13 protein-coding genes and 1 pseudogene are annotated in these 17,782 nt (G+C 42.8%); all 14 read right to left on the reverse strand.

Annotated elements, in window-relative coordinates; all coding sequences use genetic code 11:
- Positions 1-345 precede the first annotated feature (345 nt).
- Positions 346-774 (reverse strand): PTS sugar transporter subunit IIA, encoded by a 429-nt coding sequence (locus AB3329_RS10960; RefSeq protein WP_368396170.1) that lies wholly within the window; start codon positions 772-774, stop codon positions 346-348.
- Entirely contained in the window at positions 764-2,239 is a 1,476-nt protein-coding gene (locus AB3329_RS10965) for a BglG family transcription antiterminator (protein WP_368396171.1), read from the reverse strand. Before AB3329_RS10965 ends, AB3329_RS10960 begins: the two co-directional genes overlap by 11 nt.
- A 172-nt stretch (positions 2,240-2,411) precedes the next feature.
- Complete coding sequence (gene tkt / locus AB3329_RS10970) at positions 2,412-4,397, reverse strand: transketolase (protein WP_368396173.1); 1,986 nt, start codon at positions 4,395-4,397, stop codon at positions 2,412-2,414.
- Between the two features lie 336 nt (positions 4,398-4,733).
- Positions 4,734-5,381, reverse strand: coding sequence for a fructose-6-phosphate aldolase (gene fsa / locus AB3329_RS10975; RefSeq protein ID WP_368396175.1), 648 nt, complete (start codon positions 5,379-5,381; stop codon positions 4,734-4,736).
- A gap of 516 nt (positions 5,382-5,897) precedes the next feature.
- Positions 5,898-6,611, reverse strand: coding sequence for an HAD family hydrolase (locus AB3329_RS10980; RefSeq protein ID WP_368396176.1), 714 nt, complete (start codon positions 6,609-6,611; stop codon positions 5,898-5,900).
- Between the two features lie 71 nt (positions 6,612-6,682).
- Positions 6,683-7,960 (reverse strand): class II D-tagatose-bisphosphate aldolase non-catalytic subunit, encoded by a 1,278-nt coding sequence (locus tag AB3329_RS10985; protein WP_368396177.1) that lies wholly within the window; start codon positions 7,958-7,960, stop codon positions 6,683-6,685.
- Between the two features lie 26 nt (positions 7,961-7,986).
- Positions 7,987-9,045 carry a PTS fructose transporter subunit IIC gene (locus tag AB3329_RS10990; protein ID WP_368396178.1) on the reverse strand — a complete coding sequence of 353 codons (1,059 nt, stop codon included), beginning with the start codon at positions 9,043-9,045 and terminating at the stop codon, positions 7,987-7,989.
- Positions 9,045-9,371, reverse strand: coding sequence for a PTS fructose transporter subunit IIB (locus AB3329_RS10995; RefSeq protein ID WP_368396179.1), 327 nt, complete (start codon positions 9,369-9,371; stop codon positions 9,045-9,047). The genes AB3329_RS10990 and AB3329_RS10995 overlap by 1 nt, the downstream gene beginning before the upstream one ends.
- 730 nt (positions 9,372-10,101) lie before the next feature.
- Positions 10,102-10,572: a PTS sugar transporter subunit IIA gene (locus AB3329_RS11000; protein WP_368396181.1), complete on the reverse strand. Its 471-nt coding sequence runs from the start codon at positions 10,570-10,572 to the stop codon at positions 10,102-10,104.
- Positions 10,565-12,487, reverse strand: coding sequence for a BglG family transcription antiterminator (locus AB3329_RS11005; protein ID WP_368396182.1), 1,923 nt, complete (start codon positions 12,485-12,487; stop codon positions 10,565-10,567). Before AB3329_RS11005 ends, AB3329_RS11000 begins: the two co-directional genes overlap by 8 nt.
- 351 nt (positions 12,488-12,838) lie before the next feature.
- Complete coding sequence (locus AB3329_RS11010) at positions 12,839-13,096, reverse strand: DUF896 family protein (RefSeq protein WP_368396183.1); 258 nt, start codon at positions 13,094-13,096, stop codon at positions 12,839-12,841.
- Positions 13,097-14,282: 1,186 nt separating this feature from the next.
- A complete protein-coding gene (gene glyS, locus AB3329_RS11015; protein ID WP_368396184.1) occupies positions 14,283-16,322 on the reverse strand; it encodes a glycine--tRNA ligase subunit beta in 2,040 nt (679 codons plus the stop codon).
- 32 nt (positions 16,323-16,354) lie between these two features.
- The gene (gene glyQ, locus AB3329_RS11020; RefSeq protein ID WP_368396185.1) at positions 16,355-17,281 is read right to left on the reverse strand and encodes a glycine--tRNA ligase subunit alpha; all 927 of its coding nucleotides are present in this window, start codon (positions 17,279-17,281) and stop codon (positions 16,355-16,357) included.
- A gap of 319 nt (positions 17,282-17,600) precedes the next feature.
- Positions 17,601-17,782: pseudogene (locus tag AB3329_RS11025) on the reverse strand (hypothetical protein); the annotation flags it as partial.

Consider the following 17,782-nt stretch of genomic DNA (forward strand, 5'->3'; position numbering starts at 1 on the left):
TGCACATGTCCTTGGTCAAGCTAGTGAAAAATGTCATTTTTCGCTAGGTGTTTTTAGTGCACCCTAGTTTACTGAAAGTTAACTAAAGTTTTGACAACTTTATCTTGACTTTTTACCACTAGACTTTTAATAAGATACAAAGGCCGTTAAAAACGCAAAAAGAAAATAAGGGACTGGACGAAGAGTGCTTAGGGACTATACTCTCGAATCAGCCGGGCTCATAAGTTTCTAATATTTCCTACGATTGCGTTTTTTCAAGTTTTCAGGCCATTCTTCATTAATTTATCGTCTTCCTTCCTGCTTTATCAACTACTGTCATTATAGCCCGCAGCTTTATTTAATTTATTATTCTTCATTTAAAATCGACCTTAATTGACTTTCATTTAGTATCAATAAGTTTTCTAAAAAATCTTTCGTTGCTAAACGGCGAATAAAGTGGGCAAAAGCTTGTTTTTCTGCTGAAGTGAAATTATCTTTTGCTGTCATTGCAATAATCAAAGAGATATCAGAAATCGTTTCAGACCAGTCCTTAATCGGGTTTTGCAGCCTTAAAATAATAAAACCATTATCAGCTTTGCTAGAAATAAAATGGGGAAAAACAACCTTTTCTGCTATTTGGATATTCCCTTTGCTTTCTCTTAAGCGGAATTTAGATAAAATATCTGCTTCAGCCAACCCTGTTTTCTGATTAATTTTCTCAGCTAAAAATTGGTAAACATCATCTCTTGAAAGCAGATTTTGATTAAGATAAATCTCATAGAAATTATCTACCATATTTCATCCTTTCAATTTGCTGATTAATACGGTGCTTATCATCTTCTGTCATAATAGCACTGACTAAAACACTATCAATCCCAAAATCGTCTTCTATTGCTATGCTTGTTATCAACAGTTCAACTTCTGGATAGTTATCTTTAAGTTGATAGAGGTCATCATATGAAATAACATCTTCAACCTTTAAATCAGAAAAAGTGCGCTCAATCTTTGATCGTAATAATTCTGACGTCCCAATGCCTGAGGTACAGACGATTAAAGTAGGAATAGGCTCATACTGAATTTCCTTAAATCTGACAAAATAAAGCGTCATAAAACCCACCTCATCTGGATTAATCTTGGGGAAACCATATTTTTTGCTAACATTATCAGAAACTTTGACAAGCTGATTAAAAACCGCTGCGTAGCTGGTTTGAATCTGCCCCAGCATTTTATTTTTGATTCGAATTTTATTGTCCAGTCTTCTCAGCATAGGAGCGATGTGATTGGCCAAATCAATAAATAAAAGCGAATCTTCTTTTATTTCTCCCTGCTCTGTCATTCCCATATGTTTAAAATAATAGTGAGTTACTTCAATCACTCGTTTGGAAAAATCAGGTTTGCTGTCACTCTGCGTTTGAAAACGGGAGGAGATTAAATATTGATAAAGATAGACAATTTCTTTTCTACTAACCTTCCTGTTGCTGTATTTTTCAATGTCAGCAATCACCCGCCTGCTTTCTGCTAATACAGTTTGGTTAGAACAATGTCTCAACAAGTCTTTTTCAGAATAAGGTTCAGGTTTAGCTTTTTGGATACGGTCAAGCAAAATATACAAATGTGAAAAAATATTAACATTATAAGGGTAAGGAATAGTAACTTCTAAATTGCTTTCAATGGTTTTTAACTGCTTTGAAACAAAAAGCGCCACCTGATAATTGATAGCATAGTCATCTTTCAGATAGCTGAGATGATCAATGTCAATTGTTTTAAAAGTTGTCACTAAATCTGCAATAGCTCTTCGTAAATGAGATTCTTCTCCGTCTATATAAAGAGCCCGATTCTTACTGATAATACTTAAGTGGTAATCCTTAAGTATTTTTTGAATTTCAGTTTTGTCTTTTTGGATGACATATTCACTAACAAAATAATCCCGACATAAATCATAAATTAGCTGAGATTGAGGAGAACTTAGCAACAGGCGTTCTAAAATCTGCTTTTGCCGCTCCTTAGGAGGCAGTTCTTCATCAAGCAAGTGTCTGCGATGCTGAGATTTTAAATAGACATCACCGTTTAACTTGAAACCTTTCCCTTTTTCTGATAAAATCAGGCTCTCTTCCCTATAATTCTGATTAATTTCCTTAATTAAACGATAGACTGTCTTTTGAGAAAGCCTCAGTTCATCAGAAAGTTTTTTTGAAGTAATAAAGCCTCTTTTATTAGCTAAATAACTAATCATTCTTTCAATATTTTTTTCTTTTATCATTTTGATTTCCGTCCATATTTTTATTGTAATCCTTTTCTACCTATTTGTTTTATAAAGACTTGGCCGTTACAGCAGCCAACTTTATCTGATTATTCCTATGCAAAAAAACTTTCAATAACGTTTCATGCATAAACAGCCGAAACGTTATTGAAAGTTTGGTAAAGAGTGAAAATCAGAGTGATTGATAGAGTTTAGCAGCATTGTCTGCTGTGAAACCGTATTCTTCAAAGATACGGCCGCCTGGTGCCGAGGCCCCCCAAGTGTCAATTGTCAAAGTTTTGCCTTGGAGACCGACATATTTGCCCCAACCAAAGCTTGACCCAGCTTCAATAGCTAAACGCTTGGTAACAGCCTTAGGCAGAACAGCTTCTTGATAGGCTTCAGACTGTTCGTCAAAGATATTTTGTGCCGGCATGGACACAACACGGACATAAATCCCTTTATCTGCCAGAACGTCCTGTGTATCCAATGCGAGCTTAACCTCAGATCCTGTTGCAATAATGATGCCATCAAGATCGCCTTTAGCTTCTGAAAGAATATAGGCTCCTTTGCTGACCCCTTCTTTTGCCAGCTCTTTTGTGCCTTTTAGGACAGGAAGATTTTGACGGGTCAAAACCAGCATGGTCGGACGGTATGTTTCAGCAAGTGCCTGCTGCCAAGCAGCATTGGTCTCATTGCCGTCAGCAGGCCGGATAACATTTAAGTTAGGCATCGACCGAACGCTGGCCAGCTGTTCAACAGGCTCATGGGTAGGGCCATCCTCACCCACAGCGATAGAATCATGTGTCATCACATAAACGGTTGGCATCTGCTGCAGAGCGGCCATTCGGACAGCCGGAAGCAGGTAGTTAGAGAAGACAAAGAATGTTCCGCCGTAAATACGGGTACCGCCGTGCAGAGCAATACCGTTCATTGCTGCTGCCATAGCAAATTCGCGGACCCCAAACCAAATATTGCGACCGGCATAATTATCAGCCTGAAAATCAGACTCTGCTTTAACCATAGTATTGTTCGAAGCTGAAAGGTCAGCGGAACCGCCCCAAAATGCCGGAAGCTGCTCTGAAATCTGCTGAATAGCCTGCTGGCTGGATACCCGACTGGCAAGGCTGCTGCCCAATTCATGCGCCTGAAGTTCAACAGTCTGAGGCGTTTTAGCAAAGGAAGCTTGATACTGATCAGCTAAATCCGGATACTGATTTTGATATTCATGGAACAGCGTATTCCAAGCATTTTCAGCTGCTTCACCGCGGAATCTGATTCCAACTTCAAAGCGTTTAGCTACTTCCTGCGGTACAGTAAATGCCGGATAATCCCAGCCATAGGCTTTCTTGGCATAAGCAACACCCTCTGAACCGAGAGGCGCTCCATGAACGGCCGAAGTACCTTGTTTTTCGGCACCAAAACCGATAATCGTCTTAACTTCTATGATAGAAGGTTTAGCCGTTTCAGCTTTCGCAGCCTCAATTGCTTCTGCAATGGCTTCTAAGTCATTGCCGTCTTCAACAAGAAGATGCTGCCAGCCATAAGCTTCAAATCTGCCTTTAACATCTTCGGTAAAGGCTTTCGAAGTCGGACCATCCAGTGAGATATCATTTGAATCATACAGAAGAATGAGTTTCCCAAGTTTCAGATGGCCAGCTAAACTAGCTGCTTCCTGACTGACCCCTTCCATCAGACAGCCATCACCACTAAGAGCATAAGTATAGTGGTCAACAATAGCAAAACCCGGTTTATTGAATTTAGCCGCCAAGTGGGCTTCAGCCATTGCCATACCAACAGCATTGGCAATCCCTTGACCTAAAGGACCTGTCGTCGCTTCCACACCATCGGTATGAGTTACTTCCGGATGCCCAGGTGTTTTAGAGCCCCACTGCCGAAAAGCCTTCAAATCATCCACGCTCAAATCATAGCCGGCTAAATGAAGCAGGCTGTACAACAAAGCAGATCCGTGACCAGCTGACAGAACAAAACGGTCGCGGTTAGACCATGAGCGTCCTGTCTTGGGATTGACTTGTAAAAATTTATTCCATAGTACATAGGCCATCGGAGCCGCTCCCATAGGCAGTCCCGGGTGTCCGGAATTCGCAGCTTGAATAGCATCAATAGCGAGCGTACGAATAGTATTAACCGCTAAATTATCAATAGAATCAAAAGTCATCCAAACCCTCCTCAAAAATAAGATACAAAGGCCGTTTAAAAATCCGTATGAAAATAGGGACTGGCAAGTGATGCCTGCATCACGCTGACAGGCATCTTTTTCACTAGGATTTTAGGCCGTGTTCAGTTCACCAAGATACAAAGGCCGTTAAAAGAGCAAAGCAAAAATAGGAGACTGGACGAAGAGCCTCAAGACTCTAGGACAGGCTATCTTTTTTGCACAGCTCTTAGGCCGTGTTCAGTTCATATTGTGCCATCCCCTTTATTATAGCATAAAAGCACTGCTATACGATAGCTCCAAAAGTATAGTTTATACCCTGTCGCTTTAAACTGTCTGTTAATTATTTTTGAAGGTTTCCCAATCTTTAAGGAATGTCTCAATTCCCGCTGCTGTTAAAGGATGCTGGGTTAATTTTACAAAGAGACTGTCTGGTATAGTAGCAATATGAGCACCTAATTTAGCCACTTTTTCAACATGAGCGCTGTTTCTGATGCTGGCAGCAATAATCTCTGTTGAAAAGCCGTAAAAGTCGATGATTTGTCTGAGATCTGCAATCAACTGATAGGCATCTGTTCCAATATCTTCAAGCCGACCGATAAAAGGACTGATAAAAGTAGCGCCAGCTTTCATAGCCATCAAACCTTGTGAAACCGTAAAAATCAAAGTAACATTGGTTTTAATGCCTTCTTTTGAAAGAATATTGACTGCCTTTAAGCCTTCTTCAGTCATTGGAATTTTGATAACAATATTTTCAGCCCACTTGGCTATGTCCCGAGCTTCCGATACCATGTCAGATGCGGTCAAGGCGGTAACCTCAGCACTGACCGGACCGGATATAATGGAACAGATTTCTTTAATAACTGTTTCAAAATCCCGTCCCTCACGCGAAATGATTGTCGGATTAGTCGTAACACCATCCGCTACACCTAATTCTTTAATTTGTTTAATAGCTTCTACATTTGCTGTATCCAAAAAAAATTTCATTATTCACCCTCCATAAAACAAGATACAAAGGCCGTTAAAAGAGCAAAGCAAAAATAGGAGACTAGACGAAGAGCCTCAAGGCTCTAGGACAGGCTATCTTTTTTGCACAGCTCTTAGGCCGTGTTCAGTTCCAACAAGATACAAAGGCCGTTTAAAAATCCGTATGAAAATAGGGACTGGCAAGTGATGCCTGCATCACGCTGACAGGCATCTTTTTCACTAGGATTTTAAGCCGTGTTCAGTTCACCAAGATACAAAGGCCGTTAAGAACGCAAAAGGAAAATGACGGTAAGTCCGAAATCTCTGATTGCGCAGACGCACCTCTACTATGACCTGTGATAAGCACTAAATTGAATTTGATTAATCTTTGCCCCCCTGTGTTTAGGCCCTGTCTTATTGCTGTTACTTTTATTATAGGCTGAAATGCCAAGAATGCCGCATATAAAACTGTCCTTTGTAAGGGACAGTTTTATATGCGGTCTTTTGAATCGACAGCTGAGATTCGTTATTTTAATATCAGCGGACAGGCAGCAAGTCTTTTAGTAACTGATACAGTTGGGCCTCACTATTTACTTGAAAAAAATGATCTTTGCTTTCTGCATTATTTTCAGCAGTATGATGGCGTTTGTTCAGCCAGATGGCCTGCCAGCCGGCTTGACTGGCTCCTAGGACATCATTTGTAAAATGATCGCCAATATAGTAATAATCATTTGTTGCCTGGCTGACATTTCTTTTAGCCAAATCAAAAATCTTTCGCTCCGGCTTAGCGGCTTTAACAGCAGCAGAAATCCAGATATTCCTTTCAGCTATCCACCTGCTCAGCCTCAGCTGTTTAATTTTAGCCTGCTGATGCTTTAAGGGACCGTTGGTAATTATACCTAACTCATGGTGCCTGTCCCAGCACAAATCAAGGACAGCAGCCATTTGCTCGGACAGTTCAATTTTTTGCTGATACCTTTCATAGCTGGCTTGAAAAGCCAAAGCCTGACTGGAGCTGATTTCTTTCCCGAATGCCTGCAAAGCCTTTTGTATCCGGTAAATTTTCATATCATCTGAAGACATGGCACCGCTTTCTGATAAACTGAAGACTTGATCGCTAAACATGCGGCTGTACATAAACAGTTTTTCAATATCCAGCTCTTGATAAGTAAAATGGTCATTATAAGCCTGTTGAAAAGGCTGCAGCTGGTCGTATAACGTATCATCAACATCAAAGAAAAGTGCTGCCATCTTGATAACCTCCTATGATATCACGCCCCTTTGCCCTGTATTTGACTGTGCATAAATTAGCTGTCTCTTTTTTATTTAAAAAGATTTTTAATTCGGCTGCTGACACCTTTTAAGTTATAACATTCAGCGTAGTCACGAATCGGACGTTTGATATGATCAATGACATAGCGCCGGCCATCAATATCATGAGCAGACAGATTAGCATACATTTTTTCAATTTCAGCCTTAACTGCTTCATCGTTAAAAGTATAGTGACCAGCAATATCAAGGATTTCAGCCTGCAGTTCTTCATTGCCGGCTTCAAGAATCTGTGCGACCGTCAAATCCTTTTGGTCACCCACCATCCATTTTCTCCAGCGCTCACTCTTGATGGCATGCAGAAGCAGTACCTCACGCGTATTGGATTTTTCAGCAATCAGACCATATTCCTGAAGTTTGCCTTCAACTGCTGCTAAATTCAGATAAGCTCGGGTTTCTTCTGTTCCGTACTGAGGAGCTACATTAGTCGCTGTGACATGTGCCGGAATATGTTCTAAGAGTGTGACATCATCAAGATAGTCACCATTGTGCTCTTTCAGACCGACCCCGTACTTTTTAGCCATCTGCGCTAAATCAACTGCATTCTTGAAATTGAAATGGCCAACCTGTTCTGTTTTACGTGTCAGGGTTCCTGTCTGTCCGACAATAAAGGTCGGCATCGGCAAATTCCGTTTGCCTAATTCTTCTTGCAGGCGCAAAATGAAGGTTTCATAAGTTTCAGTTGACGTCAGGCCTCCATTGGTCTCTTCTGTCCCCACTTCGTAGCCGATTTCCGGCAACTGGCGGCTTTTGCGCTCCTTTTCACAAAATTCGATCAAATCGACTGTCCGCTCCAAGACAGTGTCTAAAGGAATAACCTTTCCGACCTCAAAAGGATCTTTGGTCGGGTCAATCATCAGCAGATCAAAGCCTGCCTCTATGTCAGCCAAATAGGATTTTTTCCCAAGTTCCATGGCTTCCTCTGTAGGCAGGTGGTCATTGCGTTCCTTATCACGCTGCCAAGGACCGCCATGATCCCGGCATAAATAATATAGATTATCATAATTGATACTTTTTGCCACTTCTTCAACTGCAGCAGCAAAGGTGAACTGGTTCCAGCCATTGACATAGCCGCCTCCCAATTCATCAGCATCAACCTGATTGCGGCTGGCAATAAACATAACCGGATAATCGTCTTCCTGAGACAGCTCTAGAGTAGCTTGAACGCAATTTTTTGACATTGGACCAATTCCCAAAATAGTAGCGCTTTCTCCTGTTTCCTGTAATTTTAGCAACCCTTCTACGGTTTGTTTAATTGATAACTTCGTCATACTCTTCTCCTTTTTCACTCAATCGCTTAATCTTTTTGGTTCGCTGCTTCTTCTAAATTTGGCTTAGTAAAATGAAGAATAGCTACCGAAACTAATGTACCAATCAGCATGGCGATAACATACCAGAGTTTGCCATTAACTACCGGCAGAATAATGAGACCGCCGTGCGGCACCAGTGCTTCAACACCATTTGCCATACCTAAAGCACCGCCGACAGCACTCCCTATAATAATGGCCGGTAAAACACGTTTGATATCCTTAATAGCAAATGGAATCGCGCCTTCAGTAATTCCAATCAGGCCCATAAACAGAGCTGAAATTCCCAAATCACGGTCTTCTATTGTATATTTTTTGCGGTCGATCAGAGTAGATATAGCCATAGCTAAAGGCGGAATAGCAACTGCGATACGGTGAGCACCGTTAGGGGAGTAGACCCCCTCAGCCATCAAAGCCAGAGTAAAGGCTGTAGCCGTCTTATTGATAGGGCCTCCCATATCAATGGCAGTCATCGCTCCGATAATCAAACCAAGAATAATCGCACTGCCGCCCTGCATGCTGCTCAGAGTATCAACTAACCAGTCCATAGCAAGACCAATTGGAACCGAAATCACGTAGATGTAAATCATACCGATAATAAAAGTTGTAATCACCGGAACGATCAAAATCGGCATAATTGTTCTGATAGTTGGCGGCACCTTCCAAGTTTTACACCATTTTACAAAATACCCACAGGCAACCCCCATCAGCATTGCTCCTAAAAAGCCGGTCTGTACCTGTCCTGAACCGATGGGATTGTTTGCCACATAGCCTAAAATCATTGCAGGAGCCAAACCTGGCTTTCCGGCAATTGAATAAGCAATGTAACCGGACAAGATCGGAATCATCATGGCAAAGCCGGCACTTCCCAAGTCATTAAGGTTTTTCATAAACTGGCTGGAAATTTCCATCCCGGAATCACCGGCATTCCCAGTCCCTAAGGCAATAGCCAAAAAGATACCGCCGACAACCACAGTTGGCAGCATGTAAGAAACGCCTGTATTAAAGGCTTTCTGCAAGTCTTTCCAAATCTTATTTTCTTTTTTCATTACACATTACCCACAATCTTTTCTGCTTCATCAATAAACCTTGCTGGATCTTTAATCACTTCGCTAGGGTCAGCATTTAAAACCCGTTGGGCCTCTCTCTTCTCATCAAAGCGGTCTTCACCCTCAATTTCAACAGCAATAGCCAAAATAACAGCGTCTGCTGCATCAATTACTTCTTGCTCCAATTCATTTTCAATTCCCATACCACCTTGAGTTTCGACCTGATAGTCATAACCACGTTTTTGACATTCTTTTTCAATAGCTTCCTGCGCCATATAAGTATGGGCAATCCCTGTCGGACAAGCTGTAACAGCAACAATTTTCATCTCTTCCTCCTCAAAATAAGATACAAAGGCCGTTAAAAGAGCAAAGCAAAAATAGGAGACTGGACGAAGAGCCACAAGGCTCTAGGACAGGCTATCTTTTTTGCACAGCTCTTAGGCCGTGTTCAGTTCCAATAAGATACAAAGGCCGTTAAGAAATCCGTATGAAAATAGGGGATGGCAAGTGATGCTCGCATCACGCTGACAGCCATCTTTTTCACTAGGATTTTAGGCCGTGTTCAGTTCCAATAAGATACAAAGGCCGTTAAGAAATCCGTATGAAAATAGGGGATGGCAAGTGATGCTCGCATCACGCTGACAGCCATCTTTTTCACTAGGATTTTAGGCCGTGTTCAGTTCACAAGATACAAAGGCCGTTAAAAGAGCAAAGCAAAAATGGCGGTAAGTCCGAAATCTCTGATTTCGCAGACGCACCCCTGCCAAGACGACTAGAAGGGTGCGGCAGGCTGTAAAGACTGCAAAGCCTTCAGACGTCTACGGCTAGCGGTAACTAGGTAACGATACAGATTTCCAATCCCCTCACTCTCCCTTTTCTGGGTTCGGGCTGAAATCATCCACTGGATGATTTCACTGCACAGCTCTTAGGCCGTGTTCAGTTCAACAAGATACAAAGCCCGTCAAGAAAGCGGGCAAAACATAGCTGCAAAGCAGCTATACTCACCAATTGTCGGTGCTCCGTATGGTTTTTGCGCTTTCGGGGCAGCCCTGCCATTTATAAATCGACTGCACTGAGCTGGGCAAAGGCAGCATCTGCAGTTGCTTGCTTCAGAAGCTCTTGACGGAAGCCTTCATCCAGTAATTTTTTACTCAGTTCCGATATAAATTTCAAATGCAGCTTCCCTTCGCTTTTTTCCGGTACGCCGATTAAAAAGACCAGACGGACTCTCTCTTCATTTTGACCGCTCCATTTGACCTCTTCTTTCAGCCGTAAAAAAGCAATAAATGGTGAGAGCACCGTGTCCGACTTTCCGTGAGGGATAGCAACACTGTAGCCAATAGCAGTCGGCACTTCTTTTTCCCGCGCTTTCACTGCTGCAAAGAAGTCATCTGCATCCTTGATGTAGTTCGCGGCCTGTGCTTTATCCACAAGATAATGAATAATAGCATCCTGATCACTCAACCTACTGTCTAAAAAAATTAAATCCTTGGATATCACATCTTGTTTTTCTGTCAATCTATTCACCTCCTACTGCTTGGTATAGTTCTTTAGCCGTTTTAGACAGCCTTAGTTTTTTTAAACGTTCCGGCTCATCAATTAAATGGTAAATATCAGCCAGCAGAGCTCTGGCCTCTCCCGTATCTTTTGTAGCGATACAGACAATAAAAATTAAATCTACATAATAGCGTTTCCACTTTATCTTCTTCTGATTTTTGATAATGACAACATAAGTTTCATTAACATTTTTAGGGTAGCCGTGGGGCACTGCTACTCCTTGCGGCAAATCGGTGCCGCCGATTTTTTCCCTTTGATGCAGATTCTCAATAAAAGGTTCCGTCACAATATCAGCCTTAAGCATACACTGACCAATCTTATCCAGAACATCTTTCTTTGTTGAAAAAGATGTGTCAACAAAGATCAGACGGTCAGACAGTCTTTTTTTCAGAGAAGTCAGGGCGGGCTTTTCTGCAGACTGAGCAGTACTGCTGGGAATATAGCCTGCCTCCTTAATAGCTTCAATGTCCTTCTGTGTTAAAAAAGGCGACACTTGGACGACATTTTCAGCAGCGATATCAATATCAACGGTTGAAATAATCAGGTCGAAATCGGATAAATCAAGGTGGGCCAATTCTTCTACCGAAGAAATTTCAATCGCATCAAAGGACGGTATATTATTTTTAATTCTGTTGAGCAGCAATTCTGAAGTGGCAATCCCCATCTCGCAGACAATTAAGATTTTTTTATTCATCTTAATGCGTTCAAAGGCTGCTTGAAAATAAATGGTTAAAAAGGCAATCTCATCTTCATTAAAAGCAATCCCAAGCTGCTCCTCGTATCTGCTGAGAACCAGCCATATCGTATTAAAAGTCATCGAAAACTCAACTTTTACCTGGTCGGTAAAGGGGTTCTCAATGGTATTTTTTGTTTTCAGACGGTAAATCATCGCAGAAATATGCTGCCCTAACTGTTTTACTAGCTGCCGATCTTGCTCAAAATTCACATTTAAAGCATGAGAGATTTGTTCGATAATATCTGAGACCAAATCATTATTAACGACATCGGTATTTATTTCCTCAAAGCGATTGGAGATCAGTTGGTTGGATAAGTAGCTGACATCTGCGTTGCTGTAGGAAAATTTCAGACGCAGAGAGGCTTTATGAAGAAGTTTAACGGCACTTTCCCGGTAAAATGATGTTTGATGGTCTGAAATATATTCCTCTTCTGTTTGCAGGTGATGGCCGTTTAAGAGCCGATAGAGCAAGATGATAAAAATGCTCAAAACATTTTGCACATAATAATCTGAAATGGCATTAATATTTTCCCGAACATAGGAATAAAGAATACTGGTTGCAACCTTTACAACCTTTTCACCATAATATTTTTCTAAACATGACACCTTTTTTTGCACAGAATCATTTAAATAATGGTCCGAATTGCTGATAATATAGCGATTAAACTGCAGATACGCTTTTTGTATGTCATTTTCGCTGCCAACAAGCTGAGTTCCATGACTGTCTTTTTGCAGTTTTATATCAGAATTGACGCTTAGAATCTTCATGATGACATCAAAGTCGCGCGTAATTGATGTCTTACTGACTAAAAATTGGTCAGATAATGAATTAAAACTGACTCTTTTTTCATCAAACAAGAGCATGCGCATAATTTCTATCCGCCTTGTCACAATGTCGTAAACATCCCACTCTACCGTATCCTCTTTAACAGACAGCGGTTCTTTTAAATTGCGGACAGCAATACCCACACCCCGGCGCCTCTCAAAGTACTGCCCGGATTGCTGAATATGTTTTTCAATTTTCTCTAAATCTGAAAAAACTGTCCGCTGAGAGACACCGCACATTTTAGCCAGCTGAGCAGCAGTGATAAAGTCATTCTGACTTTCCAAAATATCAAGAACTTGTTTTTGTCTTTGCGTTAACAACATACAGCTTCCCCCTTTCCCTTTGACTTGTATCCGAATACGCTTTCATTATAATATACTTTTCATTTTTTGGATATAACAACTTCCTTCAACAACTTTTCTGCATCTTTTGTTTCAGACGGCGGCAGAAACGGCTGACGAAAACAAAAAAGACTTGGTGTGTCTGAACAGAAATACACCAAATCTTTATCGAGATATTTAGGACGTAAAACGCAAGGGGAAAAAGGAAAAGTGACGAAAAAACCAGTTCCCGGAAAGTTTTATATCTAAGGAGGGCAGCCGCACTCAAAACTGGCTTATGCTTCCTAGTATACGCCTCTTTTTCCTAGTTTTCAGAACATGCAATAACTGTTCTTAGGACTCAGGATCCTCTAAACTCCGGCCGTGCAGACCTTTTTCCCGCTGAATTTTTTTAAGTTTTTCAGGCGTTACATCATTTCCTGCCTCATCAACAACTTTAATCCCCTCAATATGGTGACGGACAGAACGTCGGTAGCCTTCGATGTACTCCTTACGGAGCTGGGCCTGCTCCACCTTTTCAGCACCGCTTAGCCCTTCTCTCTTCTTTTTTCGTGCTAATTCATTAATACGTTCAATTTTCTTAGGATCCATAACCCCTCCATAAGATACAAAGCCCGTTAAAAGAGCAAAGCAAAAATAGGAGACTGGACGAAGAGCCACAAGGCTCTAGGACAGGCTATCTTTTTTGCACAGCTCTTAGGGCGTGTTCAGTTCCAATAAGATACAAAGCCCGTTAAAAGAGCAAAGCAAAAATGGCGGTAAGTCCGAAATCTTTGATTTCGCAGACGCACCCCTGCCAGAACGACTAGAAGGGGGCGGCAGGCTGTAAAGACTGCAAAGCCTTCAGACGTTTACGGCTAACGATAACTAGGTAACGATATAGCCCTCCTGCCCCTCACTCTCCCTTTTCTAGGTTCGGACTGAAATCATCCACTGGATGATTTCACTGCATAGCTCTTAGGGCGTGTTCAATTCAAACAAGATACAAAGGGCGTTAAGAACGCAAAAGGAAAATAGGAGACTGACCGATGAATCCAGAAAGATTCAAGGTCAGGCTATCTTTTTCCCGCAGCGTTTAGCCCGTGTTCAATTAATAAGATACAAAGGGCGTTAAGAACGCAAAAGGAAAATAGGAGACTGACCGATGAATCCAGAAAGATTCAAGGTCAGGCTATCTTTTTCCCGCAGCGTTTAGCCCGTGTTCAATTAATAAGATACAAAGGGCGTTAAGAACGCAAAAGGAAAATAGGAGACTGACCGATGAATCCAGAAAGATTCAAGGTCAGGCTATCTTTTTCCCGCAGCGTTTAGCCCGTGTTCAATTAAATAAGATACAAAGGGCGTTAAGAACGCAAAAGGAAAATAGGAGACTGACCGATGAATCCAGAAAGATTCAAGGTCAGGCTATCTTTTTCCCGCAGCGTTTAGCCCGTGTTCAATTAATAAGATACAAAGGGCGTTAAGAACGCAAAAGGAAAATAGGAGACTAACCGCTGAATCCAGAAAGATTCAAGGTCAGGCTATCTTTTTCCCGCAGCGTTTAGCCCGTGTTCAATTAACAAGATACAAAGGGCGTTCAAGCTCACAGCAAAAATAGGAGACTGACCGCCGAGTCACTAAAGACTCAAGGGAGGGCTGTCTTTTTTGCAAAGAGCTTAGCCCGTGTTCAATTACAACAAGATACAAAATCAGGCGAAAACAGTGTTCTGCTAATATGCTGCAAACATAGGGCGAGACAGCTTCTTTCGGTTTTTTAGTCAGCAGCCGGTTAAATGATTTATTTTGTCAGTAACCGGCTGAAATCAGCGACTTGCTTTGCCTTATCTGTCAGAGCCGTAAGCAAAGCCAGACGATTGTTTTTGACAGCTTGGTCATCGACCATGACCATTGTCTGGTCAAAAAAGGCATCAATCAGCGGACTTAAGGCAAAGAGCTCTGCCAGATTTTCCGCTGCATCCGCTCCCAGCTGCAGCTCTGCCACAGCAGTAAACAACTGTGCTTCTTCTTGATTTTCAAAAAACGACGGGTCAACTTGAGACAAAGAATGGGCCTTTTGAGCCAGATTAAAAACTCGAGCCAGACTTTCAACAGCTGATTTATAAGCTTTCGTCTGCGCAGCCTGAACTAGAGCCGCTGCAGTAGCAAGCATTTGCGGAACCAGGAGCCTTGTCCCAGAGAGAACAGCAGCTCTGATATCCTTTGGAACGGCCGGAGCCAATATTTTTTCAACCCGGGCAAGCAGAAAGTTTAGAACCTCTGCTTCCTTGTGGTAGGTCAGACTGGCAAAGTTAAATTGATAGAGATCAGCAATCAACCTATCAAGGGGCAGATTCCAGCCAAAATCTGTAAGGATGCGGACAATCCCCTGAGCTGCCCTCCTCAAAGCGTAAGGGTCATTTGAACCGCTTGGAATTAAATCAACTGAGAAGAAACTGCATAGGGTATCCAGCTTATCGGCAAGAGCTAAGGCAGCGCCGAGTTTAGAAGCCGGCAGTTCTCCATCTGCCCCCAGCGGCAGATAGTGCTCGCGGATAGCTTGGGCGACTGCCTGATCTTCTCCGGCTAAAAGAGCGTATTTTTCACCCATGATTCCCTGCAGTTCGTCAAATTCCCCTACCATTCCGGTCAGTAAATCAAACTTATATATAGAAGCCGCACGCTCAAGCTGCTGGGTTTCTTGGGCAGTCAGTCCGATTTTATCAGCAAGGTAAGCCGCAATCTGCTTGGTACGCTCCATATGTTCTGCAAGCGAACCAATTTTTTCGTGGAAAGTCACATGCTTTAATTTAGCCACTAAATCTGAAATCTTAAGCTTTTGGTCTTCACGCCAGAAAAATTCACCATCTTCTAAGCGGGCGACTAAAACTTTTTCATTACCCTTGATAACATTTTCGATAGACTGGCTGTCACCGTTGCGAACTGAAATGAAATTAGGCAGAAGACGGCCTTGGGAATCGCGAACTACAAAATAGCGCTGATGGTTTTTCATTGAGGTAACCAGTACTTCTTCCGGAATATCCAAGTACTTGGGCGCAAAACTTCCCATAAAGGCAGTAGGATATTCTACCAAATTGAGCACTTCATTGAGCAAGTCCGGATCGATTTCAACTTGAATATCATGTTCTTTTTCAAGTGCTCTGATTTGATCAACAATTCTTTGCTGGCGTTCAGCCGCATCAGCAATAACAAACTGGTCACGCAGATTATCCTCATATGTGTCTGGACTTTCAATTTCTGTCTGGGTTCCCAAGAAGCGATGCCCGCGGCTGACACGGCCGGAATGAATATCCAAAAAATCCAAATCGAGAGCCTCATCTCCCAAAAGGACCGTCAAGGTATGTACCGGACGAATATACTCAAAGGTGTGGCTTCCCCAGTGCATACTGACCGGAAAACTCAGGTTTTTGAGCACCGCAGTTACTCCCTGAAGCACTTCTGCAGCTGGCTGACCCGCTTCATGTTTCGTCACATAAGCGTATTCTTCGTCTTTCACCGGCCGGAATTCAATTGCATCTGTTGTCAGGCCTTTCCCACGGACAAAGCCTTGAGCCGCTTTTGTAAACTGTCCCTTATCATCCAGAGCAATCCGTTTAGCAGGCCCCCTGAACTCTTCGATCAGCTCCGTCTGCATGTCTGCCAAATCCCGAACACGGACCGCCAGCCGGCGCGGTGTAGAAAAGGTCTCTATGCTAGTGAAAGTCAAACGGTTTTCCTCTAAAAAAGCTTTTAGCTTTGCTCCCAGTTCCTCCATTGCTGGCGTGACAACATAGGCAGGCATTTCTTCAAGCCCAAGTTCAATCAGTAAATGTTTAGCCATTCTTTCCTCCAAATTCACATACAGATTTTCTGTTAGTCAGTCGTTTCGCTTTCTTCAGCCAGCAGCCGCGTCTTAGCTGCTTCGTCCAGCAAAGGATAGCCCAGCGCTTTGCGCTCAGCAACAAAAGTTTTAGCAGCAAGACGGGCCAGTGTCCGAATACGGGCAATATAGCCGGCACGCTCTGTCACCGACACTGCTCCTCTGGCATCGAGCAAGTTAAAAATATGAGAGCACTTAAGCACATAATCGTAGGCTGGGTGCACCAGGCCTGCTTCTAAGCAGGCCTCTGCTTCTTTTTCAAACTGCTGAAAATTCTCCAGCAGCATGTCCTGATTGCTGAGTTCAAAGCTGTATTTCGAGTGCTCATACTCCGGCTGGCGGAAGATTTCGCCGTACTTAACACCCGGTGCCCACTCAATCTCATAAACCGAGTCGACTTCTTGGATATAAGAGGCCAGACGTTCCAAACCATAAGTGATTTCAGCTGTTACAGGACCGGTAGTTAAACCGCCGACCTGCTGAAAATAAGTGAACTGGGTGATTTCCATCCCATCAAGCCAGACCTCCCAGCCTAGACCGGCTGAGCCGGTAGATGGATTTTCCCAATTGTCTTCAACAAAACGAATATCATGCTCGAGAGAATTAAGACCGAGCGCCTCCAAAGAATCCAGATAAAGTTCCTGAATATTATCGGGACTTGGCTTCATTACAACCTGAAACTGGTGATGCTGATAGAGCCGGTTGGGATTTTCACCATAGCGGCCGTCAGCCGGACGGCGGCTGGGCTCAACATAAGCCGCATTCCAAGGTTCAGGTCCGATGGCACGCAAGAAAGTGTAGGGGCTCATCGTTCCGGCTCCTTTTTCGGTATCATAGGCCTGCATCAGCATACAGCCCTGATCATTCCAATACTGCTGCAAGCTCAAAATAATCTCTTGAAAGGTTCGTTTTTTCGACATTTTTTCTCCTCTTCTCATCAGGACAGGCTTCCTCTTGCTTGCCCTTAGGCAAATGAAGCAGCTAAGCAGGCAGGACAGCATAGAAAAAACCGCCTCCTGCCCTCATGCTGCTGCACAGGGGCGTCAAGACGCGGTTCCACCCTATTTTATGACTTCATTGACTATAAGAAAAACAAACGAAAGCGCCGACTGCTTATACCCAATCTTCTGGCTTGCACCGGACCCAGAATCGCTGCCGAACGGTATAAGAAGCTTCTTTCTTAGCTAAGATTATAGCAAAATACCGACTGGCTGTCCAGCTCCGAAACAAAATAATCATTCAAATCTTATCATAATCATTTAAATGATCGGACAGGACAGTTTCAATAGCCTTGCGCCCTGCTCCCTTTATCGCCTTGTCCAGCTGACCGCCTAAAGCCTCTATCTCACTCTTGGCCTGCAGCGCCCGCGCACTTATCTTCTCATCATAATCACTGACCAAACTGCGCCGCTCACTCTTTA

The sequence above is a fragment of the Streptococcus huangxiaojuni genome, assembly GCF_040930515.1.
GTDB lineage: Bacteria > Bacillota > Bacilli > Lactobacillales > Streptococcaceae > Streptococcus > Streptococcus huangxiaojuni.

Coding starts and splice junctions, on each gene's coding strand:
- AB3329_RS10960 (WP_368396170.1), bottom strand. CDS start 774: ATGGTAGATAATTTCTATGAGATTTATCTTAATCAAAATCTGCTTTCA.
- AB3329_RS11005 (WP_368396182.1), bottom strand. CDS start 12,487: ATGTTGTTAACGCAAAGACAAAAACAAGTTCTTGATATTTTGGAAAGT.
- glyS (WP_368396184.1), bottom strand. CDS start 16,322: ATGGCTAAACATTTACTGATTGAACTTGGGCTTGAAGAAATGCCTGCC.
- AB3329_RS10990 (WP_368396178.1), bottom strand. CDS start 9,045: ATGAAAAAAGAAAATAAGATTTGGAAAGACTTGCAGAAAGCCTTTAAT.
- AB3329_RS10995 (WP_368396179.1), bottom strand. CDS start 9,371: ATGAAAATTGTTGCTGTTACAGCTTGTCCGACAGGGATTGCCCATACT.
- AB3329_RS10965 (WP_368396171.1), bottom strand. CDS start 2,239: ATGATAAAAGAAAAAAATATTGAAAGAATGATTAGTTATTTAGCTAAT.
- AB3329_RS11010 (WP_368396183.1), bottom strand. CDS start 13,096: ATGGATCCTAAGAAAATTGAACGTATTAATGAATTAGCACGAAAAAAG.
- fsa (WP_368396175.1), bottom strand. CDS start 5,381: ATGAAATTTTTTTTGGATACAGCAAATGTAGAAGCTATTAAACAAATT.
- AB3329_RS10980 (WP_368396176.1), bottom strand. CDS start 6,611: ATGGCAGCACTTTTCTTTGATGTTGATGATACGTTATACGACCAGCTG.
- AB3329_RS10985 (WP_368396177.1), bottom strand. CDS start 7,960: ATGACGAAGTTATCAATTAAACAAACCGTAGAAGGGTTGCTAAAATTA.
- glyQ (WP_368396185.1), bottom strand. CDS start 17,281: ATGTCGAAAAAACGAACCTTTCAAGAGATTATTTTGAGCTTGCAGCAG.
- tkt (WP_368396173.1), bottom strand. CDS start 4,397: ATGACTTTTGATTCTATTGATAATTTAGCGGTTAATACTATTCGTACG.